A 22931-nucleotide genomic window follows, 5' to 3' on the forward strand; every position below is an offset into this window, starting at 1 on the left:
CCCTAGGGGGACTTGACATTCTCGAACAACGTTCTATTCTCGAACAGTGTTCGAGTCGAACGCTGTTCGATCACCCTCGTCCCCGAAGGGAGGCCGTCATGAGCGCCACCACCGCGTCATCGACGCCCACCACCACGCGGGCCGCGAAGCCCACCACGCTCCGCGCCGCCGCGCCGGCGATCCTCGCCCTGTGCCTGACCATGCTCGTGGAGATGGTCGACAACTCCGTGCTGTCCGTCGCCCTGCCGACGATCGGCCGCGACCTCGTCGTGGGCCCGACCGGCCTGCAGTGGATCGTCGGCGCCTACTCGCTGACCTTCGGCGGGCTGCTGATGGTCGGCGGCACGCTCGGCGACAAGCTGGGCCGGCGCCGGATGCTGCTCGCCGGCATCGCCGGCTTCGGGCTGGCCTCCACGCTGGTCGTGTTCGCCACCGAGCCGTGGCACCTGATCGCGGTCCGCGCCCTGTGCGGCGTGTTCGCCGCCCTGATCGCGCCCGGCACCATGTCGCTGGTCTTCCGGCTCTTCGACGACGACGCCCTGCGTCGTCGCGCCATCGGTCTCATCGTCAGCGTCGCGATGATCGGCGTCATGGTCGGCCCGGTCCTCGGCGGACTCGCCGTCACCCACCTGCCGTGGCAGGCGCTGCTCGTCGTCAACGCGCCGGTCGCCGCGATCGCATGGTGGGGAGTCGCGCGCGGGATCCCCGTCGACGACCCGGCCGAGCGTCGTACCGGTGGCGCGGACCTGCCCGGCGCGGCGCTGTCCGTCGCGATGCTCGGCCTGGGCCTGTTCGCCCTCACGCTCGGGGTCGACGAGGGCTGGACCTCGCCCGTCACCCTGGCCACGGCGCTCGGCGCGCTGGCGGCCGGCATCGGCTTCGTGCTGCGCGAGCGGACTGCCGCGGACCCGATGCTGGACCTGCACCTGCTCGCCCGGCGTACCGTGCGCGGCAGCGCGATCCTGCAGACCGGTGTGATGGTCGCGATGATCGGCGTCATGTTCGCCGCGACCCAGCTGTTCCAGTTCGCGTGGGGCTGGGCGCCGCTGCAGGCCGGGCTCGGCACGCTGCCGATGGTCGCCGGCATGTTCGTGTCCGGGCCGCTCACCGACGCCCTCGTCGACCGCTTCGGGCACCGGACCACCGCCCTGGTCGGCAGTACGTCGCTCCTGGTCGCCCTCGCCGTCGAGTACGTCGCGCTCAGCGCCGGCTACCCGGTCTTCGCTGCCGGCATGCTGCTGCTCGCCGTGGCGATGCGGATGGTGATGACGACCTCGGCGGTCGCCCTGATCGAGGCGCTGCCCGAGGACCACACCGGCATCGGCTCGGCGCTCAACGACACCGCCCAGGAGATCGGCAACGTCTTCGGCGTCGCCGTGGTCGGCACCGTCACCGCCGCCGTCATGGGCAGCTCGCTGCCGACGGGACGCTGGAGCCAGGCGGTGGTGGACGAGTTCCTGCACAGCCAGCGGATCGGATTCGCGATCCTGGCCGGCCTGGTCGCCGTCATCACCGTCATCGGTGGGCGCACCCTCACCGCCTCCCGGTCGACCGACGAGCACTGATCTAGGCTCCCCGCATGGCGAAGACCGCGGCGGCGATGGTCCAGGCAGGCGACCGCGAGGTCCGGGTGTCCAGCCCGGACCGGGTGATCTACGAGGCGACCGAGCGCACGCGCGAGGTCACCAAGCTGATGGTCGCCGAGTACGTCGTCGCGGTCGGTGCCGGCCCGATGCGGGCGAGCAGGCGCTGGCGACATGAGCGCATCGGCTGAGTCGCGCTCCGCGACGCTTGCGAACGATTAGGTTGGGACCATGGCCAAGACGCCCGCCGCGCACGTCGTTGTAGGAGAGCGGGAGGTTCGCGTCTCAAGCCCTGACCGCATTGTCTATGAGGCCACCGACCGCACAGCGGAGGTCACGAAGCTCCAGGTCTGCGAGTACTTCGCCGAGGTCGCTGATGCCTTCATGCTTGCCAACGGGAACCGCCCTGTGGCGCTGGAGAGGTGGCCTGGCGGGTGGCGAGAAGGCATGACCCTGTCGGTCGGCCCCATGGGCCAGCAGCAGGGAGATGGCTTCTACTCAAAACGGCTGCCCAAGGGAGCCCCCGAGTGGATCGAGACCTGTCGCGTCACCACGCCCAATGGCCGTCCCATCGACGAGCTGCGCCTCAGCGAACCGGCTGCAGCAGTGTGGGCAGCGCACATGGGAACCCTGACCTTTCACCCCTGGGCCGTTCGAGCGTCTGACGTCGAGCACCCCGACGAGTTCCGCGTTGACCTGGATCCTCAGGAGGGCGCGACCTTCAAGGACGCGCAGCGCGTCGCCGAGGCGACACGCGAACTGCTTGACGAACTCGGTCTACGCGGCTTTGCCAAGACCAGCGGCAACCGAGGAATCCACATCTACGTTCGGATCGAGCCGCGGTACGGGTTCGAAGAGGTCCGGCATGCAGCCATCGGGCTCGGAAGAGAGCTCGAACGGCGGGACGTCGGTGCCACGACGAAGTGGTGGAAGGAGGAACGTCCGGCGAGGTCAGTCTTCCTGGACTTCAATCAGAACCTGCGAGACAGGACAGTGGCGGGTGCTTGGTCGTTGAGGCCGAAGCCGGGCGCCCCAGTCAGCACGCCGGTGACGTGGGAGCAGCTGGCCGAGGTCGAGGATGCTCGGGAGTTCAACCTGTTCTCAGTCCCCGACTTTCTCTCGGACGGTGACCCCTGGTCCGAGATCGATGAGGTCGCGCACTCACTCGATCCTCTGCTGCAGTTGTGGGAGACCCTGCCGGGAGGGGAACTGAACTTCCCACCAGATCATCCGAAGATGCCTGGGGAGCCTCCGCGTGTGCAGCCGAGCAAGAAGGTCGCCGAGCACTGGGACGAGCAGGGCAACCGGGTCTAGAGCCCGCGCACGACGTTCCGGGCCCGCGGCGCTACGACTCCTCGTGCTCCAGCAGGTGGAGCACGGGGACGCCGAGCTTGCGGCGGGCGCGCGAGGTCCAGTCGACGTGGAAGAACTCGGCGACCAGGTGAGGGCGGGTGAGGATGATCGACTCCCGGCCGTCGACCTCCTTGACCTTGCCGATGAGGGCGTCGACCGGCGGCTCGGTGACGATCGACATGGAGCCGATGATCGCGCCGGCCGCCACGAGGACCTCGCGGGTCGTCGCCAGGTCCCGCTCGGCCTGGTCGCGGTACTCGCCCCGCAGCCGCTCGATCTCGTCGGGCGACGGTGTGATCGGGGGCGCGATCAGGTCGGCGCCGCCGATGACCCCGAGCGAGGCCTCGACGGCGGCGGCGGCATCGGCCATCGGCAGCAGCACGTGGTACTGCACCTCGATCGTCGGGTCGTCGTCCAGCTCCTGGTGCAGGCCGCGGACCTGGGCGGCATCGGCGGCGGTGAGCGCCTGCTCGATGAGCAGGACGACGGCGTACGGTTCCTCGCGGGGCGCGGTGCTCATGGCACCATCCTGCCGGTCCGCTGGTCGCGCGTCAGCCCCCGAGCACGTCCGCGAGGTCGTAGCGCACCGGCTGCTCGAGCTGGTCGTAGCCGCACGACTCCGGGTCGCGGTCCTCGCGCCAGCGCTTGAAGTGGGCCGTGTGGCGGAACCGACGGCCCTCCATGGCGTCGTACTTGACCTCGATGACACGCTCGGGACGCAGCGGCGTGAAGGACAGGTCCTTGCCCTGGCTCCACCGGCTCTGGGTGCCCGGCTGGCGGCCGGGATTGGCCACGAGGAACTCCTGCCAGCGTCCCCAGGGGTGCTCCTCGATCGGCACGACCAGCGGCTGCAGCTCGTGCCAGAGCTCGGCGCGCCGCGTGGCCGTGAAGCTGGCGCTGACGCCGATGTGCTGGAGCTCGCCGCCGTCGTACAGCCCCAGGAGGAGGCTGCCGATCAGCGGCCTCTCGGGGGTGCTCGTCTTGTGCTCGCGGTAGCCGGCCAGCACCACGTCGGCGGTGCGCTCGTGCTTGATCTTGAGCATGGTGCGGGCGTTCGGGGCGTACGGCGCGCTCAGCGGCTTGGCCACCACGCCGTCCAGCCCGGCCCCCTCGAACCGGCGGAACCACTCCTCGGCCACCGCCGGGTCGGTGCTGGTCCGGGTGAGGTGGCACCGGCCCTGGTCGGCCTTCAGGTGGGCGAGCGCCTCCTCGAGCGCCGCGCGCCGCTCGGCGAACGGCCGCTCCACGTAGGAGGTGTCGTCCAGGGCGAGCAGGTCGAACGCCACGAAGTCCGCCGGCGTCTGCTCGGCCAGTAGGTTGATCCGCGACGCCGCCGGGTGGATCCGCTCCTGCAGCACCTCGAACTGCAGTCGGCCCTTCCCGTCCTCGCCGTCGAGTGCCACGAAGATCTCCCCGTCGAGCACGCACCGCTCGGGCAGCTCGGCCCGCATCGCCTCGACCAGCTCGGGGAAGTAGCGGGTCAGCGGCTTGGTGTTGCGGCTCGCCAGCTCCACCTCGTCGCCGTCGCGGAACACGATGCACCGGAAGCCGTCCCACTTGGGCTCGAAGCTGAGGCCCTGGTCGTCGTACTTCGCCGGGTCGGGTACGCCGGACACGGCCTTCGCGAGCATCGGCAGGACGGGCGGCAGCACGGGGAGGTCCACGGCTGCCAGCCTACGGTCATGCGTCGGCGACGGCGGGCTCGCGCCAGAGCCGGTCGATCGGCAGGACGTGAAGGCGGTCGTCGTAGGCGTAGCTGCGGGCTCCGGTGTAGAAGACGACCCCGCCGATGAACGAGTCCCCGAGCAGGTCGCGGAGCTGTCGCAGGCCCTTCAAGTCCTCGTTGGTGGCGCGGGATGCGGACTTGACCTCGAACCCGAGGACGCCGAGGAACGGACGCTACGAAGAGGTTCCGACAGTGTGGAGCCGCCTGTCGGAATCGAACCGACGCAACACCGCTTACAAGGCGGATGCTCTACCCCTGAGCTAAGGCGGCGTGCGCCCGCGAGGCGAGCGACGGCGTCATCCTAGCGAAGCTGCGTGACCTCGAACCGCTCGTCCGGTACGGCGATCGCGTCCTGCGCCGCGATCAGCCGCAGCTCCCGCTCGCCCGACTCCAGCGTGGCCGCGAGCACGTCGTACACCGACGCGACGGTGCGCCCCAGCGCAAGGGGCGCCGAGCCCGTGGTGTGCAGGTGGGCGGTGAAGAGCGCGGCGGTGATGTCGCCGGAGCCGTTGGCCTTCATGGGCAGGCGGGGGGTCTGCACCGTCCAGGCTCCGTCGGCGGTGACGGCGATCATCTCGATCACGTCGTCAGGGGCGCCGAGGCGCTCGACCGAGGTGACCAGCACCGTGGCCGGCCCGAGGGCCCGGACCTCGTCGGCCGCCCCGAGGATCTCCTCGAGGGACGACGGACCCGACAGTGCGTCGCGGCCCGTGATGAAGCCCAGCTCGAACTGGTTGGGGGTGAGGATGTCGGCGACCGGGACGACCGAGGAGCGGATGATGGGCGGGATCTCCGGGTTCACGAAGCAGCCCGACTTGGCGTTGCCCATCACCGGGTCGCAGGTGTACGTCGCCGCGGGGTTCGCTGCCTTCACCTTGCGCACGGCGTCCACGATCACGGCGGCCACGGCGGGGGAGCCCTGGTAGCCGGAGAGCACGGCGTCGCAGGAGGCGAGCACGCCGCGCTCCTCGATCCCCGTGATCACGTCGGCCACGTCGGAGGGTGTGAGCAGGGGGCCGCGCCAGGCGCCGTACCCGGTGTGGTTGGAGAAGTGGACGGTGAACACCGGCCACACCTCGTGGCCGAGGCGCTGCAGCGGGAAGACCGCCGCGGAGTTGCCGACGTGGCCGTAGGCGACCGAGGACTGGATGGACAGGATCCGCACCGGGACATTCTCGCAAACGAAACACTTTCGTGAGGAAACTAGAACGCGTTACAGTGAGCCGGCCGGGCCCGACGACCCCGGTCACTCGAGCGAAGGATGGGACCACCGCATGGCCAAGCGCGCGCCACACTCCAACGAAGCCGACTACGTGGTGGTCGGCTCGGGCAGCTCCGGGTCGATCGTGGCCGGGCGGCTCGCCCAGTCCGGCGCGAGCGTGATCCTGCTCGAGGCCGGCAGGTCCGACGACAAGGGCATGCACGGCTACTTCACCAAGAAGCCCGGCATGATCGGCCCGATGCACTCCGAGCCCAAGCTCGAGCGGCTCTTCGACTGGGGCTACCGCTCGGTGCCGCAGCCCGGTCTCGACGGACGGCGGATGCCGGCCCCGCGCGGCAAGGTCGGCGGCGGCTCGAGCTCGGTCAACGGCATGGTCTACGTGCGCGGCAACCGCGCCAACTACGACTCCTGGGCAGCTGAGGGCAACGAGGGCTGGGGTGCCGACGAGGTCAACGAGGCGTTCAAGCGCTACGAGGACTTCGAGGATGGCGAGAACGCCTACCGCGGCGCCGGTGGCCCGATCAAGATCACCCGCAACAAGACGCCGCAGGAGGCCAGCCTCCAGTTCATCCAGGCCACCGCCGACACCCTCGGCGTCAAGGTCCTCGACGACTACAACGCCGCCGAGCAGGAGGGCATCGCCCGGATGCAGCAGAACGCTGCCGACGGTCTGCGCTACTCCTCGACGCGCGGCTACGTCCACCACCTGGCGCCGCGCACCCTCGAGTTCCAGACCGAGGTCCACGTCGCCAAGATCGTCGTCGAGAACGGCCGGGCCACCGGCGTCGAGGTCATCGACCAGGGCAAGAGCGGGGGCACTCGCCGGTTCATCAAGGCCGGCAAGGAGGTCATCGTCTCTGCCGGCTTCGCCAACAGCCCTCAGCTGCTCATGCTCTCCGGCATCGGTCACGCCGACCACCTCGCCAGCGTCGGCATCGACTGCGTCGCGGACCTGCCGGTCGGCGACAACCTGCACGACCACCTGTTCCACCCGCTGTCGTTCCACGTCCCGAGCGTGAGGTACCGCGGCAACGCCTGGACCTTCGTCAAGGGGATGGCCCGCGACCTGACCCGGGGCGGCTCGTTCCTCGACAACTCGGTCTTCGAGTCCGTCGGCTTCATCCGCAGCTCGATGGCCACCGACGTACCGGACATCCAGCTGCACATGCTGCCGTGGGCCTACCCGAGCCCCAACCAGGACGAGCCGATCCGGCACATCCCCGACGGCCGGCCGTCGCTCACGGTCTTCTCGACGCTGATCTACCCGAAGAGCCGCGGCACCCTGCGCCTGGCCTCGGCCGACCCGACCGCCGCGCCGCTCATCGACTACGGCTTCTTCACCGACCCGGCCGACGTCGAGGTGCTCGCCGAGGGCACCGAGATGATCCGCGAGATCATGGCGTCGGCCGCGTTCGGCGGTGGGGTCAAGGAGGAGATCCACCCCGGGCCACAGGTCCCCAACGGCAAGGAGCTGCGGGTCGCGCTCAAGAACCGCTCCACGTCGGTCTACCACGGCGTCGGCACCTGCCGGATGGGCGTCGACCAGCGCGCCGTCGTCACGCCGGACCTCAAGGTCCGCGGCATCGAGGGCCTGCGCGTCGCGGACGCCTCGATCATGCCGAGCATCACCGGCGGCAACACCAACGCGCCCTGCTACATGATCGGCGAGAAGGCCGCCGAGATCATCCTGGGCGGCGTGACGTGGTGAGTACGACGCGCCCCGCCTCGGTCACCGACGAGCTGCTCGAGCGCCTGGTCGCGCGGGTGCCCGGCCGCTCCGGCGCCACGTGGAAGCTGACCGAGGTCTACACCGGCGAGGTGCTCGTCGAGCTCCCGCAGTCGACCCCGGAGGACATCGAGGACGCCTTCGCGAAGGCCCGCGCCGCGCAGGCGCTCTGGGCCCAGTGGCCGGTCGCCAAGCGGCTGGAGATCTTCGACCGCGCGCACACGCTGCTCGTCGACCACGCCCACACCACCGCCGACCTGATCCAGGTCGAGAGCGGCAAGAACCGGCGGATGGCGATCGAGGAGACCTGCGACCCGCCGATGGTGATGTCGTACTACCTCAAGCGCGCGAAGCGGCTGCTCGCCCCGAGGAAGCACGGCGGACCGGTGCCGATCGTGTCCGGCTCGACGGAGGTGCGCGTCCCCAAGGGCGTCGTCGGCATCATCGCGCCGTGGAACTTCCCGTTCGCGACCGGCCTCTCCGACGCCGTCCCCGCCTTGATCGCCGGCAACGCCGTCGTGGTCAAGCCGGACAACAAGACCGCCCTGTCGCCGCTCTACGGGATCTCGCTTCTCGAGGAGGCCGGTCTCCCGAAGGGCCTGTTCCAGGTCGTCTGCGGCGAGGGCCCCGACATCGGCCCGACCTTGATCGACAACGCCGACTACGTCATGTTCACCGGCTCCACCGCGACCGGACGGGTGATCGGCGAGCGCGCCGGCCGCAACCTGATCGGCTGCTGCCTCGAGCTCGGCGGCAAGAACCCGATGATCGTCCTCGACGACGTCAACGTGGCGGAGTGGGTCGAGTCCGCGCTCTTCGGCGTCTTCGGCAACACCGGCCAGATCTGCATGCACATCGAGCGGATCTACCTGCCCGAGAGCCGGTACGACGAGCTGAGGTCGGCGTTCGTGGAGCGGGCCGCGAGCCTGGTGATCGGCGCGGCGTACGACTTCGGCCCGGAGATCGGCTCCCTGGTCAGTCCCGACCACCGCGACCGGGTCGCCTCCCACGTCGAGGACGCCGTCGCCCAGGGCGCGACCGTGCTCACCGGCGGCCGCGCGCGGCCCGACATCGGCCCCGCCTTCTTCGAGCCGACCGTGCTCGAGGGCGTCACCCAGGACATGCTCGCCGGCCGCACCGAGACCTTCGGCCCGGTCGTCGCGCTCTATCCGTACCGCACCGTCGACGAGGCGATCCGCCTCGCCAACGACACCGACTACGGCCTCAACGCCTCGGTCTGGAGCGGCGACCTCGCCCGCGCCGAGGCCGTGGCCGCGCGGATCGAGTCCGGCAACGTCAACATCAACGACGCGCTCGCGACGGCGTACGCCTCGAAGGGCTCGCCCTCGGGCGGCGTGAAGAGCTCCGGCGTCGGCGCCCGGCACGGCGACCAGGGCCTGCTGAAGTACACCGACGCCAAGAACGTCGCCGTGCTCAAGAAGCAGGTCATGGGGCCGCGGCCCGGCCAGGGCTACGACGCCTACGTCAAGCAGATGCTGAGCTCGCTCAAGTTGATGCGCAGGCTCCGCGTCCGCTGACCCGCGCCGCGGACGCGGAGCCCCCTGCGGGTGCTCGAGGTCAGGCCTCGATCGCCTCGGCGGCGGGCTTCGCGCCGCTGAGGTCGATCTTGCGCGGCTTCGCCCTCTCGGCCACCGGGATGACCAGGCGCAGCACGCCGTTGTCGTAGCTGGCGTCGATGCGCTCGAGGTCGAGGTTGTCGCCGAGGACGAGCTGGCGCGAGAACTGGCCGTGCGTCCGCTCCGATGCCAGCCGCTGCCAGTCGCCATTGCCGGCGACGCGCTCGGCGCGGACGGTCAGCACATTGCGCTCGACGTCGATGTCGATGCTCTCGCGGCGCGCTCCCGGCAGGTCGAGCTCGACGACGAACTCGTCGCCCTGGCGCCAGGCATCCATGGGCATCACGGCGGGACGGTTCGTCGTCCCCCAGCCGGAGCCCAGGAGCTGGCCCGCGAGCCGGTCGAAGTCGCGGAACGGGTCGGTGGTGCGCAGCAACATGACGTGTGTCTCCCTTCGGATGGTCCGGCCGCGCGGCCGGTGCAGTGGATCTGCACTGATTGTTATAGATAATCTGGTCCCATGAATCAAGGGGATCGCGAGTGGAGTCGGGGGGTCTTCGCCATCTCGGTCGCGGCCGACCTGACGTCGCTGCGGATCCAGAACATCCGCGTGTACGAGCGCCGGGGCCTGCTCGAGCCGGCGCGCAGCGAGGGCGGCACCCGCCTCTACAGCCGGGCCGACATCGAGGTTCTGCACCGGATCCGCGACCTGCTCGCCGAGGGCCTCAACCTGGCCGGCATCGCGCGGGTGCTGGAGCTCGAGGCCGAGGTGGCCCGGCTGCGGGCCGCTCGCTGAGCCGGTCACAGCGACTCCACAGGCGTCTCCGCGCTGTGGCACACGTGGGCGGGGGAGCGTGGACGTCATCAGTCGATCAGTCGATGACGAAGGAGCCCACCATGGCCGACATCCTCACCACTCTGCTCGTTGCGATCGGTGCCTTGTCGCTCGTGCTGCTCGGCCTCGCGGCGGCCTTCGTGCTCTCCGTGATCATGATGGCCCGCCGCGGCCTGGCCGAGCTGCGCGCCGCTGAGCCCGCCGTGGTCGTGGTCAGGCCACCTGCAGCGAGCGCTTCGACAGCCCCATCCAGAACCCGTCGATGACCTGCTCGCCGGGCTCGCCCGCGTCCGTGGCGGCACCGAGGGTGACGAACAGCGGCGTGTAGTGCTCGACCGTCGGGTGGGCGAAGGGCATGCCCGGTGCCTTGTCGCGGTACGCCGCCAGCTCGTCGATGTCGCCGCGCGCCATCGCCTCGCCGGCCCACGCGTCGAAGTCGGTCGACCAGCCCGGGGCGTCGGCGTCGATCTGCCACGAGGTCAGGAACGGCAGGCCGTGGGTGAGGAAGCCGGAGCCGATGACCAGCACGCCCTCGTCGCGCAGCGGCCGCAGCCGGCGCCCGATCTCCATCAGCCGGCCCGGGTCGTGGGTGGGCATCGACATCTGCAGGACCGGGATGTCGGCGTCGGGATACATGACCTTGAGCGGCACCCACGCGCCGTGGTCGAGCCCGCGCGAGGCGTGCTGGTGGATCGGCTCCGTCTTCGGCATCATCGCGGCCACCCGGGCGGCGAGCGCCGTGGCGTCGGGCGTCTCGTAGGTCATCCGGTAGTACCTCGGCGCGAACCCGCCGAAGTCGTAGACCAGGGGCACGCCGCTCGCGGTGAGCGAGAGCGGTGCGGCCTCCCAGTGCGCGCTGACGATGAGGATCGCCTTCGGGCGCGGGAGGTCGCCGGCCCAGGCGGCGAGCTGGCTCGACCACAGCGGGTCGTCGAGGAGTGGAGGAGCGCCGTGCCCGATGTAGAGGGCCGGCATGCGTGCGGTGGTGTCCATACCTACTCCAATAGTTGAGAGTTCAACTATATTCCGGAGCGGTCAGGCAGGCAAGGACCAGTCGACCGGCTGCGCGCCGCGCTCGACGAGCAGCGCGTTGACCCGGCTGAACGGCCGGGACCCGAAGAACCCGCGCGAGGCCGACAGCGGCGAGGGGTGCGGCGACTCGACCGACGGGATCGGGCCGAGGTGCGGCTTGAGGGTCTGGGCGTCGCGACCCCAGAGGATGGCGGCGATCGGCGCGCCCGCCTCGGCCCGTCGTACGACGGCCTGGATCGCGCACGCCGTGACGTGCTCCCAGCCCTGGTTGCGGTGCGAGCCGGGCTCGCCGGGACGCACGGTCAGCACCCGGTTGAGCAGCATCACGCCCTGGTCGGCCCAGCCGGTGAGGTCGCCGTGGCCGGGGGAGACGAAGCCGACGTCGTTGCCGAGCTCCTGGTAGATGTTCGCCAGGCTGCGGGGGATCGGCCGCACGCCGCGGTCGACGGCGAAGCTGAGGCCGATCGGATGCCCGGGCGTGGGGTACGGGTCCTGGCCCACGATGAGGACGCGTACGTCGGCGAGCGGTCGCCGGAAGGCGCGGAAGACGTGATCCCCGGCCGGCAGGTACGCACGGCCCACGGCGATCTCGGCGCGGAGGAACTGCCCGAGGGCGGCGACGCGGTCCTCGACCGGCGCCAGCGCCTCGGCCCAGTCGGCGGCCATCAGGCCCTGGTCGACGAGTCCACGAAGAGCACCCACGGCCGAACCCTATCCGTGGCCGCGGGCCGGGCGGCGCCCCTCTCCCTCCCAGGGGCGCCGCACCCGGCTGCGGCGTGGCGCCGACGCGGATCTCGAGTCCCCCGGTCCTCCGGGTGTGTTCCCGGCAACGGGGTGCCGGATCCCGGTGGGGCTCCCTCCAGCGGACTCTGAGGTCCGCGTCGGTAGTGAGAAATCTACGGAGCGCGGCGGGGGCCGCGAATCGGGAGCGCGGCCGGGACCGGTTAGTCCTTTGGGACTATGTCCCGGGCGCGAACGGCCGGGCGAGCCGGTCCAAGAAGGCGACCAGCACCGCCTCGCGCAGGGCCGGCGGGGCCACGTCGAGCAGCGCGTTGACCGGCGCCATCCGCTCCGGCAGGCCCAGCCCGCCGTCACCGGCCAGCCCGCCGGCGGCGAGCAGCAGGTCGAACTCGGCGTCGCCGAGGGTCGCCGGGTCGAGGGTGCCCAGCAGCTCGGCGACGCCGGGGTCGACGGGGACCGGGCCGGCCTCGCGTGCGGCCGCGACCGACTCTGCCAAGGCGGAGAGGAAGGCCGCCGGGTCGGTGGCCGCGCTGATCGCGACGTGCAGGGAGGGTGGGCGCTCGCCGTAGGACAGCTGGGGCTGGACGAACCAGCCGCGGGCGCCCATCTCGTCGCAGACCGTGAAGACGTCGAGGTCGCCGGCAGCCACCGCGGCGACCAGCGTCGACTCGGGGGAGGCGACGAGGGAGAGCCCGGACAGCGCCGAGATCCCCGCGGCGATCGCGTCCGTCGCCGCCAGCGCTCGCTCGGTCAGCCGGAGGTAGCCGGCGTCACCGATCGCCCGCACCGTGGCCCACGCGCCGGCCGTCGGGCCGCCCGAGCGGGTGGACTGCAGCGTGGCGTTGAGCATGGTGTAGCCGGGCCAGCCGGCGTGGGCGAAGTACTGCGGGCGGCGCAGCGCCGGGTCCCGGTGCAGCAGCAGGGACGCGCCCTTCGGCGCGTAGGCGTACTTGTGCAGGTCGGTCGAGATCGAGGTGACGCCGTCGACCGCGAACGTCCACGGCGTGACCGGGCGGCCCAGCCGGGCGGCGTACGGCAGCACCCAGCCGCCGATGCAGGCGTCGACGTGGCAGCGCACGCCCCGAGCCGTCGCGGCCGCTGCGATCGCCGGGACCGGGTCGACCACCCCGTCGGCGTACGACGGCGCGCTGGCCACCATCAGCACCGTGGTGTCGTCGACGGCGGCCGCCATGGCCGCCGCGTCCGCCCGGTGGTCGGGACCGGTCGGCACCACGACCACCCGCACGCCGAAGTAGTGCCCGGCCTTGTGGAAGGCCGCATGCACGGTGTCGGGCACGACGATCGACGGCGACGCGATCTCCGGGCGGGCGTCGCGCGCCCCCTGCACCGCCAGCAGGCACGACTCGGTCCCGCCCGACGTCAAGGTGCCCACCATGGTCGACGGACCGTCCACGAGCGGGCGGACGAAGGCCACCAGGTCGTTCTCCATCGCCAGCAGGCTCGGGAACGCCGTCGGGTCCAGGCCGTTGCTGCCGGCGAAGGCGGCCACCGCCTCACGGGCCAACGCGTCGACCTCGGCCAGCCCCGCGTCGTAGACGTAGGCGAGGGTGCGGCCGCCGTGGACGGGCAGGTCGTCGGCCTGGAGCGCGGCGAGCCGCGCGCGGATCTGGTCAGGCGTCAACGGTGCCATCGGTCCGGTCGACCTCCTTCTCGTCGAGTGCGTAGCCGCGCAGCCACCACAGGCTCGCGAGCACCAACAGGGCCGGCAGCACCGAGAACCCGAGCGTGATCGCGGTGACCGCCGAGTCCGGCTGCACGACGTCGCCGCTGGCGCTGGACCGGTAGGACCCGAGCGCCAGCACCACCGCGAACAGGCCGGGACCCAGCGCCAGGCCGAGGGTCTCGCCCGCGGTCCACACGCCGGTGTAGACGCCCACCCGCGACGATCCGGTACGACGCGCGTCGACCGCCGCCGCGTCCGGCAGCATCGCCATCGGGAACACCTGCACGCCGGCGTACCCGACGCCGACCAGCCCGACCGCGGCGAACACCACGGCCGCGGGGGCGTGCCCGGCGAGCACCGCCAGCGCGGCGCCGACGGCGAGCACGAGCGAGGACGCGACGTACCCGCGCTTCTTGCCGATCCGCCCGCCGAGCGCCGCCCAGGCCGGCGTCAGCAGCAGCGCGGGGCCGACGAAGCAGACGAACAGGAGGGTGGCCGCGCCGTCGCGCTCGAGGACGTCGCCGGCGAGATAGTCGACGCCGGCCAGCATGCAGCCGGTGGCGAGCGCCTGCACGACGAAGGTCACCAGCAGCAGCCGGAAGTCCCGGGCCGCGGCCACCAGGCGGAGCTGGTCGCGCAGGGTGCCGGGGCCGGGCGCCACCTCGCCGATCCGGGCGTCGCGGGTGCCGCGGTAGGCCAGCAGCGCGCCGGTCACGATGATCGCGGCCATCACGAGGCCCATCACGCGGTAGCCGTCGCGCCCGCCGACCGCGTCCCGGATCGCCGGAGCGCTGGCGCCGGCCAGCAGGATCGTGAACGCCAGGATCGCGACCCGCCAGGTCATCAGCCGGGTGCGCTCGGCGTAGGAGTCGGTGATCTCGGCCGGCATCGCGACATAGGGGACCTGGAAGAAGGCGTACGCCGTCGCGCAGGCCAGGAACGCGACCAGCACCCAGGCCGTGTCGAACGCCCGCGAGCCGAGGTCCGGTCCCGCGAACAGCACGGCGAAGCACATCCCCAGCGCCAGCCCGGCCCGCAGCAGCCAGGGCCGGCGCGGTCCGCGCGGGTCGACGGTGCGGTCGCTGATCCGTCCCGCCACCGGGTTGAGGACGACGTCCCACGCCTTCGGGAGGAACACGATCGCGCCCGCCAGCAGGGCCGGCACGGCGAGGGTGTCGGTCAGGTAGGGCAGCAGCATCAGGCCGGGGACGGTGCCGAACGCGCCGGTGGCGACCGACCCCGCGCCGTACCCGATCCGCGGGCTCACCTGCCGAGCGCTCGCGAGGCTGCCGAGGAGTGCCGCCGCCTCCGGTTCGTGCCGATCGGCGTGACCGGCCGGTTGTCGGTGGACCACTGGGTGATCCACTCGTCCATCGCCAACCAGGTGGTGGTCCGGGCGGCGCGGCCGGTCAGCATGCCGAGGTGGCCGCCGGGCACCACCTCGAAGCGCACCTCCGGCGACTTGGTGAGCATCGGCACGACGGCCCGCACCGCCGGGACGGGAGCGATGCCGTCGGCGGCGCCGCCGAACACCAGCACCGGCACGGTGATCTCGTCGAGGGCGATGGTCCGGTCGTCGAGCTCGAAGGTGCCGCTGGCGAGCTGGTTGCCCTTCGCGAAGCGGTGGTAGAGCTGGCCGAAGGTGCGGCCCGGGTAGGCGATCATGTTGGCGGTGAAGTGGTCGACCGCCTCGATCTGCGCCAGGAACTCGCGGTCGTCGACGTGGGTCGCCAGCGCGATCGGCTTGGTCACCAGCTTCTGGAAGGCCGTGAGCTGGAAGGCCCACTTCACCAGTGGCTTCGGCGCCCCGCCGAGCAGTTGGTAGCCCCTGGTGATCGGACCGTTGCCGTTGAACAGGTTGAGCAGTGGCCGGAACGGCGCCAGCAGCGGCACCTGCGAGATGTCGATCGGCGAGCCGACCACCGTCAGTGACGCGACGGGCAGCTCGCCGGAGCGCCGGTCGGCGAGGGCGAGCAGCGAGAAGATGCCGCCCAGCGACCAGCCGATCACGTGGACCGGGCGCCCGCCGGCGTGCTCCGACACCTCGCGGATCGCGGTCGGCACCACCTCGTCGACCCAGTGCTCCATGCCGAGGTTGCGGTCGCGGAAGGAGACCTCGCCGTACTCCACGAGGTAGGTCGGCCGCCCCTCGGTCACGAAGTGCTCGACCAGCGAGCAGCCGCGGCGCAGGTCGTAGCAGCTCGACGGCGCGGCGAGCGGCGTCACCAGCAGCACCGGGTCGCCGTGCTCCTGCACGTGGCCCGAGGGGCGGTAGTGGTAGACCTCGCGCAGGGTCCCGTCGTCGATGAGCGTGCGCGGCATCGGGCGCAGGTCGGCCACGCCGCCGTAGAGCAGCTTGTGGGCGACATTGCTCGCGGCAGCGACGACCTGGTCCGGGGCGGGGAGCAGGCCGGCGCCCGGAACCGAGCGCAGGGGCACCAGATCCATGGCCGAACGCTACCGCGCGGTAGCGCGGTTCAGGAGCGTGTCGCCGGTCGCACCGACTTGGTGTGGCTGTGGCTCTCGTCCTCGAGCTCGGTCATGAAGCTGTCGGCCCATGCCTTCACGTCGTGCTGGGCGATCTGACGGCGCATCGCTCTCATCCGCCGGGTCAGCTCCTTCGGCTCGGCCTCATAGGCCTCCAGCAGCGCGGCCTTCATGCCGTTCATGTCGTAGGGGTTGACCAGCCAGGCCTGGCGCAGCTCGTCGGCCGCGCCGGCGAACTCCGAGAGCACGAGCGCGCCGTCGTCGTCGATCCGGCAGGCGACGTACTCCTTGGCGACCAGGTTCATCCCGTCGCGGTAGGGCGTGACGACCATGATGTCGGCGGCCCGATAGAGGGCGGCCATCTCCTCGCGGGGGTACGACGTGTGCAGGTAGCTGATCGCCGGGCGGCCGATCCGGCCGAGGTCGCCGTTGATCCGGCCGACGAGCAGCTCGATGTCGTCGCGCAGGTTGCGGTAGTGCTCCACCCGCTCGCGCGAGGGGACCGCGACCTGGACGAAGACGGCGTCCTCGACGGTGAGCGCGCCGTCGCGGATCAGCTCGCCGAACGCGCGCAGCCGGGCGTGGATGCCCTTGGTGTAGTCGAGCCGGTCGATGCCGAGCAGGATCTTGCGCGGGTTGCCGAGCGCGTCGCGGATCGCGTCCGCGCGCTCCGCCACGGCCTGCGAGCGGGCCAGCTCCTCGAAGCCGGCCGCGTCGATCGAGATGGGGAACGCGGCCGCCCGCACGGTGCGCCCGTCGGGCAGGTAGACGAGGTCGCGGTGCGTCTTGTGGCCCACCCGCTGGCGGACCAGGCGGATGAAGTTCTGGGCGGCACCCGGCAGCTGGAAGCCGACCAGGTCGGCGCCGAGCAGGCCCTCGAGGATCTGTCGGCGCCACGGGAGCTGCTGGAACAGCTCGGCCGGCGGGAACGGGATGTGCAGGTAGAAGCCGATGCGCAGGTCGGGCCGCAGCTCGCGCAGCATCTGCGGCACCAGCTGCAGCTGGTAGTCGTGGACCCACACCGTCGCGCCGTCGTTGGCGAGCTCGGCGGTGCGCTCGGCGAAGCGCCGGTTGACCTTGACGTAGGTGTCCCACCACTCGCGGTGGAACTCCGGCTTGGCCACGACGTCGTGGTAGAGCGGCCACAGGGTGCCGTTGGAGAAGCCCTCGTAGTGCTCCTCGATCTCCTCGGCCGACATCGCCAGCGGCACCAGGTCGAGGCCGTCGACCTTGAACGGCTTGAACTTCTGCGTCCCGCCCGGCCACCCGACCCACACCCCGTCGTGGGCCCGCATCACCGGCTCGATGGCCGACACCAGGCCGCCGGGCGAGCGGCGCCAGCGGGCCTTCCCGTTGTGGTCGGTGACGCGGTCGACAGGGAGGCGGTTGGCGACGATCACGAGGTCATGGCCCACGGTCACACCCTAGTAGTCGGGCGAAGGTCGGGCTGGCCCGACAACGGGTGTCGTGCTGGCAGGACTCTGTTGACGACCTCCCCGGACCACGCTGGACCCATGACCGAGACCCTGGTGACGAGCCCGATCGTGCCGCGGCCCGCGGCGCGGCCGAATGACATCGTTGTGATTCGCGGGTTACAGTAACTCGCGAAGAGTCGTCGCACCCGCCCACCCGAGCGTCGAGGAGACCGCATGAACGCCGAGCGCAGCCCCCAGGAGGGCACCGCCGACGCCGCAGCTCCCGCGGGCCTCAGCAAGCGTGACGTCGACATCCTCGCCTTCGAACGCCAGTGGTGGAAGTACGCCGGCGCCAAGGAGAGCGCCGTACGCGAGCAGTTCGACATGAGCGCGACCCGCTACTACCAGGTGCTCAACGCCCTCATCGACCGCCCCGAGGCCCTCGAGGCCGACCCGCTGCTCGTCCGTCGCCTGCGACGGCTGCGCTCGCAGCGGCAGCGGCAGCGGTCCGCGCGGCGCCTGGGCTTCGAGATCTGAACCCACCGAACCAGCTACCCGGAGAGGCGGCCATGACCTTCCCCACCTGGCCCACTCGCACCCGAGACGAACGCGGCGCCGTCCTGCCCTCGCCCGTGGTGCTGCTCAGCATCGTCGCCGTGGCCCTCGCGGCCATCGCCTTCGTCGCCACCCGCGGCGACGGCCCCGCCGAGCGCGACATCTCCGCCACCAAGGCGGCCGCCACGCCCACCGCGACCGACCAGCCGACCGACGCCGCCACCGAGCCGACCGCGACCGCCACCGAGAAGCCCGCGCCCCCGCCCGTCGTCCGCGGTGACCACTCGGTCGTCGTCTTCAACAACACCCGGGTCCGTGGTCTCGCCGGCCGGGTCTCGGAGAAGGTCAAGGCGGCCGGCTGGAAGGTCGCCGCCGCCGACAACTGGTACGGCACGGTCCCCGCCACCACTGTCTACTTCCCCAAGGGAAAGAAGGCCGCCGCCCGGCTGCTCGCGCTCGATCTCGGCATCGCCCGGGTGCAGCCGGCCGACACCGACAGCGACATGAGTGCCACGAACATCACCGTGATCCTCACAGGGGAGTTGGACTGAGGCTGGTGCTGCTCGGTGCTGCCCCCCCGGACAGCCACTCCACCCGCGAACTACTGAGCGCCCCCCGGCAAGACCGAGCGAGCGCTCACCCCACCGGTCATCCGCGAGCGCGGGTGACGTGATGGGATGGGATGCGTGAGGTTCACGTCCGCCGCCGGTGAGCAGCGCTACGCCGCGCTGGTGCGCGCCGCGTCGCGGACCGTCGTCGGCCTGGACTTCGACGGCACCCTGTCGCCGATCGTCGACGACCCGGCGCAGGCCCACATCCATCCGGACGCGCCCGAGGTGCTGACGGCGCTGGCCGAGGAGGTCGCCGCGATCGCCGTGATCACCGGCCGGCCGGCGCGCCAGGCGCTCGACCTCGGGGGACTGGAGGAGGTCGGCGACGCGCTCCAGGCGGCCGGCAAGGAGCTGTTCGTGTTCGGGCAGTACGGCAACGAGCGCTGGAGCTCGGGCCACCGCCGGATCATGGGCGCTCGGCCGCCGCGCGGGCTGGCGACCTTCGAGCGCGACCTGCCGCGTGCGCTGCGCAGCGCCGGCGCCAGTGACGCGTACGTCGAGGACAAGGGTCTCGCGGTCGCCGTCCACACCCGGCGCCTGCCCGACCCGGAGGGCGCCTTCGACCGGCTGCTGCCGCCGCTGCGCGAGCTCGCCGACCGGCACGGCCTGGTGCTGGAGCCGGGCAAGTCGGTGATCGAGGTGCGCTCGGCGGGCTCCCACAAGGGCCTGGTGGTGCATCGGCTGGCCGCGGTGCTCGACGCCGACGGCTTCCTGTTCGCGGGCGACGACCTCGGCGACGTCGAGGCGTTCGAGGCGGTCGAGGAGCTCGGCGAGCGTGGCCTGGCCACCCTGCGGGTCTGCTCGGCGTCCGACGAGCAGAGCGCCCTGGTCGCGCTGTCCGACGTCGTCGTCCACGGGCCGGCCGGGGTGCTCGACCTGCTCCGGCAGCTCGCCGCCGACGCGGGTGTCGCCCGTCGTACGGCTTGAGTCTCGGATCCTGGACATCGATCTCGGCATTCGGGACCCCGATTGGGTGCCGGTGCCTGATCGCCCCTAGGCTGTGCGTGCTCATCCAGAGGGACTGAGGGAACGGCCCTGAGAAGTCCCGGCAACCGCCGCGAACTCCCGTCAGCGCCTGCGTCACGCAGGAGCCGGCGTCGCGGAAACGGTGCCAAATCCGACCCGCGCGAGAGTCGCCGGGACAGATGAGAAGGAGGAACCCATGAGCGCCGTTGTGACCGAGTCGGAGACGACCACGCCCCGGCAGCCCGGTCTGCGCGAGGGCGCGTTCGGCAACGCCACCGCCCTGTCCTGCCGGGAGTGCGGCCACCAGGTCGCCCTGGGCCCGTTCTACGCCTGTCCGGAGTGCTTCGGCCCGCTGGAGATCTCCTACGACTTCCCGGCCGTGACCCGCGAGCAGATCGAGGCCGGCCCCCGCAACATCTGGCGCTACAAGGCGCTGCTGCCGGTCCCGGACGACATCGAGACCAGCCCCAACACCGAGCCCGGCTTCACCCGGCTGCTCGCGGCCACGAACCTGGCCGCCGAGCTCGGCATCGCGAAGCTGTGGGTCAAGGACGACTCGACCAACCCCACCAACTCGTTCAAGGACCGCGTCGTCGCCTGCGCGCTGAGCGCCGCCCGCGAGCTCGGCTCCACCGTCTTCGCCTGCCCCTCGACGGGCAATCTCGCCAACGCCGTCGCCGCCGCCGGCGCCCGTGCCGGAATCAAGACCGTCGTGTTCATCCCGAGCAACCTCGAGCAGCCCAAGCAGGTCAACTCCGCGGTCTTCACCGAGAACCTGGTCGCTGTCGACGGCAACTACGACGACGTCAACAAGCTCGCCTCGGAGATCGCCGGCGAGGAGGAGGGCTGGGCGTTCGTCAACGTCAACGTGCGGCCCTACTACGCCGAGGGCTCCAAGACCCTGGGCTACGAGATCGCCGAGCAGCTCGGCTGGCGGCTGCCCGACCAGGTCGTCATCCCGGTCGCGTCCGGCTCCCAGCTGACCAAGGTCGACAAGGCCTTCCAGGAGCTGATCAAGCTCGGCCTGGTCGAGGCGAAGCCCTACAAGATCTTCGGCGCCCAGGCCACCGGCTGCGGCCCGGTCGCGACCGCCTTCAAGGCCGGCGTCGACGCGATCCGCCCGGTCAAGCCCGACACCATCGCCAAGAGCCTGGCCATCGGCAACCCCGCCGACGGCATCTACGTCCTCGACATCGCCCGTCGTACCGGCGGCGCCGTCGAGGAGGTCACCGACGAGGAGATCCGCGAGGGCATCGTGCTGCTCGCCCGCACCGAGGGGATCTTCACCGAGACCGCCGGGGGTACGACGACCGCGGTCACCAAGAAGCTCGTCGAGACCGGCCAGCTCGACCCGAGCCTCGAGACGGTCATCATCAACACCGGCCACGGCCTGAAGACCCTCGACGCGGTCTCCGGACAGGTCGGCGCCACGGCCACCATCGCTCCGAGCTACGCGGCCTTCAAGGCCACCGGCATCTGAGCCCCACCCATCGACCAGAAGAGAGCGCACCATGGCAGTCAGCGTCCGGATCCCCACCATCCTGCGCACCTACACCGGCGGTGAGTCAGAGGTGAGCGCCACCGGCGCCAACCTCGCGGAGATCCTCGACGACCTCGACGCCAGCTACGCCGGCATCAAGGGCCGGATCCTCGACGAGGACGGCAAGCTGCGCCGCTTCGTCAACGTCTACGTCAACAACGACGACGTGCGCTTCGAGCAGGAGCTCGCCACCCCGACGCCCGACGGCGCCGAGGTCTCGGTGATCCCCGCCGTCGCCGGCGGCTGCTGACGCGAGGAGCTCAGCCGAGCAGCCGGGCCGCCAGCGCCGCGCTGGCCGGGTAGTCGACCTTGCTCACCGGTGTGCGCGGCACCTCGTCGACGAACAGGACCGTCTTCGGCACCTTGTAGTTGGAGATCAGCGCGCGGCAGTGGTCGCGGACCTCGTCGTCGGTGAGCGTGACGCCGTCGCGGCGCTGCACCAGGGCGGTGACCTGCTGGCCCCAGCGCTCGTGCGGGGTGCCGACGACGACCGCGTCGAAGATGTCGCCGTGGCGCAGCAGCACCGCCTCGACCTCCTCGGGGTGGACCTTCTCGCCGCCGGTGTTGATGCAGACCGAGCCACGGCCCAGCACGGTCACCGAGCCGTCCTCCTCGCGGCGCGCGAAGTCGCCGGGGATCGCCCAGCGCACGCCGTCGATCTCCTTGAACGTGGCGGCGGTCTTCACCGGGTCCTTGTAGTAGCCCAGCGGGACCGGGCCGCAGCGGCCGAGCATGCCGTCGACGCCGACCGGACAGGCCTTGAAGTCGGCGTCGAAGACCTCGACCTGGTCGGTGACGGTGAACCGCGGCGCGGCCTGGCCGCCGTCGGTGCCGTCGTCCATGCGTGAGCCGGCGGCGCCCGACTCGGAAGAGCCGTAGGAGTCGAGGATGAACCGGCCGGGCAGGGCCCGGCGGATCTCGTCGCGTACGCCGTCCGAGAGCGGAGCGGCGCCGTTGGACACCGCGGCCAGGCTGGACAGGTCCCAGCGGTCCGGCTCGGCGAGGATCGCCTCGGCGACCGGGCGGCCCATCGCGTCGCCGAGGAAGGTCAGCGACACGACCCTCGCCTTCTCCACCAGGTCCAAGATCGCCTCGGCGTCGAAGTGCGGCTCGGTGTAGAGCGCGACGGTCTGGCCGGCCACGTGGGCGTTGCCGAGGATCCACTGGCTGCCGCCGTGCATCATCGGGCCGCAGGCCAGCAGCACCATCGGGCTCTCGGTGGCGCTCGCCTCGGCCACCAGCTGGTCGATCGAGTCCAGCGGGGCGCCGTACCGCGCGGCGTTGAGGGCGGCGCGGATCAGGTCCTCGTTGCGCCACACGACGCCCTTCGGGTACCCGGTCGTGCCGCCGGTGTAGAGCACGTAGTGGTCGTCGGCGGAGCGATCGGTGACCTGGCGCTCGGGGGAGGCGGCGGCCAGTGCGGCGTCGTACCCCTCGCCGAGGACGACGGTGTGGCGCAGGGTCGGGAGCTCCAGCTCGGCCAGCGCGTCGACGTACTCGGGGGCGACGATGGCCGCCACGCAGTCGGCGTTGTCGTAGAGATAGGCGAGCTCGTCGCGCAGGTACTTGTAGTTGATGTTGATCGGGACCGCCCGGGCCTTGAGGCAGCCGTAGAGCGCGTCGACCCACTCGATCCGGTTGGTGGAATGCACCGCGACGTGCTCGCCGGGTCGTACGCCGAGCCCGACCAGGTGGTTGGCCAGCCGGGTGGCGCGCTCGTCGATCTCGGCGAAGGTCCACACCCGGTCGCCGGTGTGGACGGCGGCCCGGTCGGGCAGGGCGTCGGCCATCGCCTCGAGAACGTCGGCGAGGTTGATCGGACGCGCGGTGGTCTCTGTGGTGGGGGTCACAGTGGACAGCCTGCCAAACTAGAACGCG

The 22931-nt window shown here is 71.4% G+C and carries 24 protein-coding genes, 1 tRNA gene and 1 riboswitch; of the genes, 12 read left to right on the forward strand and 13 right to left on the reverse strand.

Going from position 1 to position 22931, the window contains the following annotated elements; all coding sequences use genetic code 11:
• Positions 1 to 98 precede the first annotated feature (98 nt).
• The 3 genes from ACUP6Y_RS05990 to ACUP6Y_RS06000 are packed head-to-tail and all read left to right on the forward strand — an operon-like array spanning position 99 to position 2897.
• On the forward strand, positions 99 to 1565 hold the full coding sequence (locus tag ACUP6Y_RS05990; protein ID WP_462554773.1) for an MFS transporter: 1467 nt from the start codon (positions 99 to 101) through the stop codon (positions 1563 to 1565).
• 14 nt (positions 1566 to 1579) lie between these two features.
• Complete coding sequence (locus ACUP6Y_RS05995) at positions 1580 to 1774, forward strand: hypothetical protein (RefSeq protein WP_462554774.1); 195 nt, start codon at positions 1580 to 1582, stop codon at positions 1772 to 1774.
• 40 nt (positions 1775 to 1814) lie between these two features.
• Positions 1815 to 2897: a DNA polymerase domain-containing protein gene (locus tag ACUP6Y_RS06000; RefSeq protein WP_462554775.1), complete on the forward strand. Its 1083-nt coding sequence runs from the start codon at positions 1815 to 1817 to the stop codon at positions 2895 to 2897.
• 31 nt (positions 2898 to 2928) lie between these two features.
• Here the strand turns inward: ACUP6Y_RS06000 and ACUP6Y_RS06005 are convergent, their stop codons facing one another.
• From ACUP6Y_RS06005 to pdxY, 5 genes are all read right to left on the reverse strand, one after another.
• The gene (locus tag ACUP6Y_RS06005; RefSeq protein ID WP_462554776.1) at positions 2929 to 3456 is read right to left on the reverse strand and encodes a hypothetical protein; all 528 of its coding nucleotides are present in this window, start codon (positions 3454 to 3456) and stop codon (positions 2929 to 2931) included.
• Between the two features lie 31 nt (positions 3457 to 3487).
• On the reverse strand, positions 3488 to 4600 hold the full coding sequence (locus ACUP6Y_RS06010) for an ATP-dependent DNA ligase (RefSeq protein ID WP_462554777.1): 1113 nt from the start codon (positions 4598 to 4600) through the stop codon (positions 3488 to 3490).
• 16 nt (positions 4601 to 4616) lie between these two features.
• A complete protein-coding gene (locus ACUP6Y_RS06015) occupies positions 4617 to 4772 on the reverse strand; it encodes a hypothetical protein (protein ID WP_462554778.1) in 156 nt (51 codons plus the stop codon).
• A gap of 85 nt (positions 4773 to 4857) precedes the next feature.
• A tRNA-Thr gene (locus tag ACUP6Y_RS06020) sits at positions 4858 to 4932 on the reverse strand.
• 31 nt (positions 4933 to 4963) lie between these two features.
• The gene (pdxY, locus tag ACUP6Y_RS06025) at positions 4964 to 5827 is read right to left on the reverse strand and encodes a pyridoxal kinase PdxY (protein ID WP_462554780.1); all 864 of its coding nucleotides are present in this window, start codon (positions 5825 to 5827) and stop codon (positions 4964 to 4966) included.
• Between the two features lie 109 nt (positions 5828 to 5936).
• On the opposite strand from pdxY, the gene ACUP6Y_RS06030 reads away from it, so the two are divergent.
• Positions 5937 to 7592, forward strand: a complete 1656-nt coding sequence (locus ACUP6Y_RS06030; protein WP_462554781.1) for a GMC family oxidoreductase — start codon at positions 5937 to 5939, stop codon at positions 7590 to 7592.
• Entirely contained in the window at positions 7589 to 9148 is a 1560-nt protein-coding gene (locus tag ACUP6Y_RS06035) for a succinic semialdehyde dehydrogenase (RefSeq protein WP_462554782.1), read from the forward strand. The genes ACUP6Y_RS06030 and ACUP6Y_RS06035 overlap by 4 nt, the downstream gene beginning before the upstream one ends.
• A gap of 40 nt (positions 9149 to 9188) precedes the next feature.
• Here the strand turns inward: ACUP6Y_RS06035 and ACUP6Y_RS06040 are convergent, their stop codons facing one another.
• Positions 9189 to 9626: an Hsp20/alpha crystallin family protein gene (locus tag ACUP6Y_RS06040; protein ID WP_462554783.1), complete on the reverse strand. Its 438-nt coding sequence runs from the start codon at positions 9624 to 9626 to the stop codon at positions 9189 to 9191.
• Positions 9627 to 9707: 81 nt separating this feature from the next.
• Here ACUP6Y_RS06040 and ACUP6Y_RS06045 point away from each other — a divergent pair, with 81 nt between their 5' ends.
• Both ACUP6Y_RS06045 and ACUP6Y_RS06050 read left to right on the forward strand, forming a co-directional pair.
• Positions 9708 to 9983 (forward strand): MerR family transcriptional regulator, encoded by a 276-nt coding sequence (locus tag ACUP6Y_RS06045; RefSeq protein WP_462554784.1) that lies wholly within the window; start codon positions 9708 to 9710, stop codon positions 9981 to 9983.
• 101 nt (positions 9984 to 10084) lie between these two features.
• Positions 10085 to 10288: a hypothetical protein gene (locus ACUP6Y_RS06050; protein ID WP_462554785.1), complete on the forward strand. Its 204-nt coding sequence runs from the start codon at positions 10085 to 10087 to the stop codon at positions 10286 to 10288.
• On the opposite strand, the gene ACUP6Y_RS06055 is transcribed toward ACUP6Y_RS06050, so the two are convergent.
• The 6 genes from ACUP6Y_RS06055 to ACUP6Y_RS06080 form a co-directional block, all read right to left on the reverse strand.
• Complete coding sequence (locus tag ACUP6Y_RS06055) at positions 10236 to 11015, reverse strand: dioxygenase family protein (RefSeq protein WP_462554786.1); 780 nt, start codon at positions 11013 to 11015, stop codon at positions 10236 to 10238. The genes ACUP6Y_RS06050 and ACUP6Y_RS06055 overlap by 53 nt on opposite strands.
• A 42-nt stretch (positions 11016 to 11057) precedes the next feature.
• Positions 11058 to 11756: a uracil-DNA glycosylase gene (locus tag ACUP6Y_RS06060; RefSeq protein ID WP_462554787.1), complete on the reverse strand. Its 699-nt coding sequence runs from the start codon at positions 11754 to 11756 to the stop codon at positions 11058 to 11060.
• Between the two features lie 256 nt (positions 11757 to 12012).
• Positions 12013 to 13446: a pyridoxal phosphate-dependent decarboxylase family protein gene (locus ACUP6Y_RS06065; RefSeq protein WP_462554788.1), complete on the reverse strand. Its 1434-nt coding sequence runs from the start codon at positions 13444 to 13446 to the stop codon at positions 12013 to 12015.
• Positions 13427 to 14746: an MFS transporter gene (locus tag ACUP6Y_RS06070; protein ID WP_462554789.1), complete on the reverse strand. Its 1320-nt coding sequence runs from the start codon at positions 14744 to 14746 to the stop codon at positions 13427 to 13429. The genes ACUP6Y_RS06065 and ACUP6Y_RS06070 overlap by 20 nt, the downstream gene beginning before the upstream one ends.
• A complete protein-coding gene (locus ACUP6Y_RS06075) occupies positions 14743 to 15927 on the reverse strand; it encodes an alpha/beta fold hydrolase (RefSeq protein WP_462554790.1) in 1185 nt (394 codons plus the stop codon). Before ACUP6Y_RS06075 ends, ACUP6Y_RS06070 begins: the two co-directional genes overlap by 4 nt.
• A 29-nt stretch (positions 15928 to 15956) precedes the next feature.
• The gene (locus ACUP6Y_RS06080) at positions 15957 to 17381 is read right to left on the reverse strand and encodes an alpha,alpha-trehalose-phosphate synthase (UDP-forming) (RefSeq protein ID WP_462554791.1); all 1425 of its coding nucleotides are present in this window, start codon (positions 17379 to 17381) and stop codon (positions 15957 to 15959) included.
• Positions 17382 to 17615: 234 nt separating this feature from the next.
• On the opposite strand from ACUP6Y_RS06080, the gene ACUP6Y_RS06085 reads away from it, so the two are divergent.
• From ACUP6Y_RS06085 to ACUP6Y_RS06105, 5 genes are all read left to right on the forward strand, one after another.
• A complete protein-coding gene (locus tag ACUP6Y_RS06085; RefSeq protein WP_462554792.1) occupies positions 17616 to 17918 on the forward strand; it encodes a DUF3263 domain-containing protein in 303 nt (100 codons plus the stop codon).
• Positions 17919 to 17950: 32 nt separating this feature from the next.
• Positions 17951 to 18487, forward strand: coding sequence for a LytR C-terminal domain-containing protein (locus ACUP6Y_RS06090; protein WP_462554793.1), 537 nt, complete (start codon positions 17951 to 17953; stop codon positions 18485 to 18487).
• 135 nt (positions 18488 to 18622) lie between these two features.
• Entirely contained in the window at positions 18623 to 19474 is an 852-nt protein-coding gene (otsB, locus tag ACUP6Y_RS06095) for a trehalose-phosphatase (RefSeq protein ID WP_462554794.1), read from the forward strand.
• A gap of 78 nt (positions 19475 to 19552) precedes the next feature.
• A riboswitch (SAM riboswitch) is annotated at positions 19553 to 19699 on the forward strand.
• Between the two features lie 10 nt (positions 19700 to 19709).
• Positions 19710 to 20993: a threonine synthase gene (gene thrC / locus ACUP6Y_RS06100; protein WP_462554795.1), complete on the forward strand. Its 1284-nt coding sequence runs from the start codon at positions 19710 to 19712 to the stop codon at positions 20991 to 20993.
• A 31-nt stretch (positions 20994 to 21024) separates the two neighbouring features.
• On the forward strand, positions 21025 to 21303 hold the full coding sequence (locus ACUP6Y_RS06105) for a MoaD/ThiS family protein (RefSeq protein ID WP_462554796.1): 279 nt from the start codon (positions 21025 to 21027) through the stop codon (positions 21301 to 21303).
• 10 nt (positions 21304 to 21313) lie between these two features.
• Here the strand turns inward: ACUP6Y_RS06105 and ACUP6Y_RS06110 are convergent, their stop codons facing one another.
• Positions 21314 to 22903, reverse strand: coding sequence for an acyl-CoA synthetase (locus ACUP6Y_RS06110; RefSeq protein WP_462554798.1), 1590 nt, complete (start codon positions 22901 to 22903; stop codon positions 21314 to 21316).
• Positions 22904 to 22931 lie beyond the last annotated feature (28 nt).

It is taken from the genome of Nocardioides sp. S5-5 (assembly GCF_054954065.1).

What these genes read in the sequence shown, in the direction of transcription:
- ACUP6Y_RS05990 (WP_462554773.1), top strand. Translation starts at nt 99, where the DNA reads ATGAGCGCCACCACCGCGTCATCGACGCCCACCACCACGCGGGCCGCG.
- ACUP6Y_RS05995 (WP_462554774.1), top strand. Translation starts at nt 1,580, where the DNA reads ATGGCGAAGACCGCGGCGGCGATGGTCCAGGCAGGCGACCGCGAGGTC.
- ACUP6Y_RS06000 (WP_462554775.1), top strand. Translation starts at nt 1,815, where the DNA reads ATGGCCAAGACGCCCGCCGCGCACGTCGTTGTAGGAGAGCGGGAGGTT.
- ACUP6Y_RS06005 (WP_462554776.1), bottom strand. Translation starts at nt 3,456, where the DNA reads ATGAGCACCGCGCCCCGCGAGGAACCGTACGCCGTCGTCCTGCTCATC.
- ACUP6Y_RS06030 (WP_462554781.1), top strand. Translation starts at nt 5,937, where the DNA reads ATGGCCAAGCGCGCGCCACACTCCAACGAAGCCGACTACGTGGTGGTC.
- ACUP6Y_RS06040 (WP_462554783.1), bottom strand. Translation starts at nt 9,626, where the DNA reads ATGTTGCTGCGCACCACCGACCCGTTCCGCGACTTCGACCGGCTCGCG.
- ACUP6Y_RS06045 (WP_462554784.1), top strand. Translation starts at nt 9,708, where the DNA reads ATGAATCAAGGGGATCGCGAGTGGAGTCGGGGGGTCTTCGCCATCTCG.
- ACUP6Y_RS06050 (WP_462554785.1), top strand. Translation starts at nt 10,085, where the DNA reads ATGGCCGACATCCTCACCACTCTGCTCGTTGCGATCGGTGCCTTGTCG.
- ACUP6Y_RS06055 (WP_462554786.1), bottom strand. Translation starts at nt 11,015, where the DNA reads ATGGACACCACCGCACGCATGCCGGCCCTCTACATCGGGCACGGCGCT.
- ACUP6Y_RS06065 (WP_462554788.1), bottom strand. Translation starts at nt 13,446, where the DNA reads ATGGCACCGTTGACGCCTGACCAGATCCGCGCGCGGCTCGCCGCGCTC.
- ACUP6Y_RS06075 (WP_462554790.1), bottom strand. Translation starts at nt 15,927, where the DNA reads ATGGATCTGGTGCCCCTGCGCTCGGTTCCGGGCGCCGGCCTGCTCCCC.
- ACUP6Y_RS06085 (WP_462554792.1), top strand. Translation starts at nt 17,616, where the DNA reads ATGAACGCCGAGCGCAGCCCCCAGGAGGGCACCGCCGACGCCGCAGCT.
- ACUP6Y_RS06090 (WP_462554793.1), top strand. Translation starts at nt 17,951, where the DNA reads ATGACCTTCCCCACCTGGCCCACTCGCACCCGAGACGAACGCGGCGCC.
- thrC (WP_462554795.1), top strand. Translation starts at nt 19,710, where the DNA reads ATGAGCGCCGTTGTGACCGAGTCGGAGACGACCACGCCCCGGCAGCCC.
- ACUP6Y_RS06105 (WP_462554796.1), top strand. Translation starts at nt 21,025, where the DNA reads ATGGCAGTCAGCGTCCGGATCCCCACCATCCTGCGCACCTACACCGGC.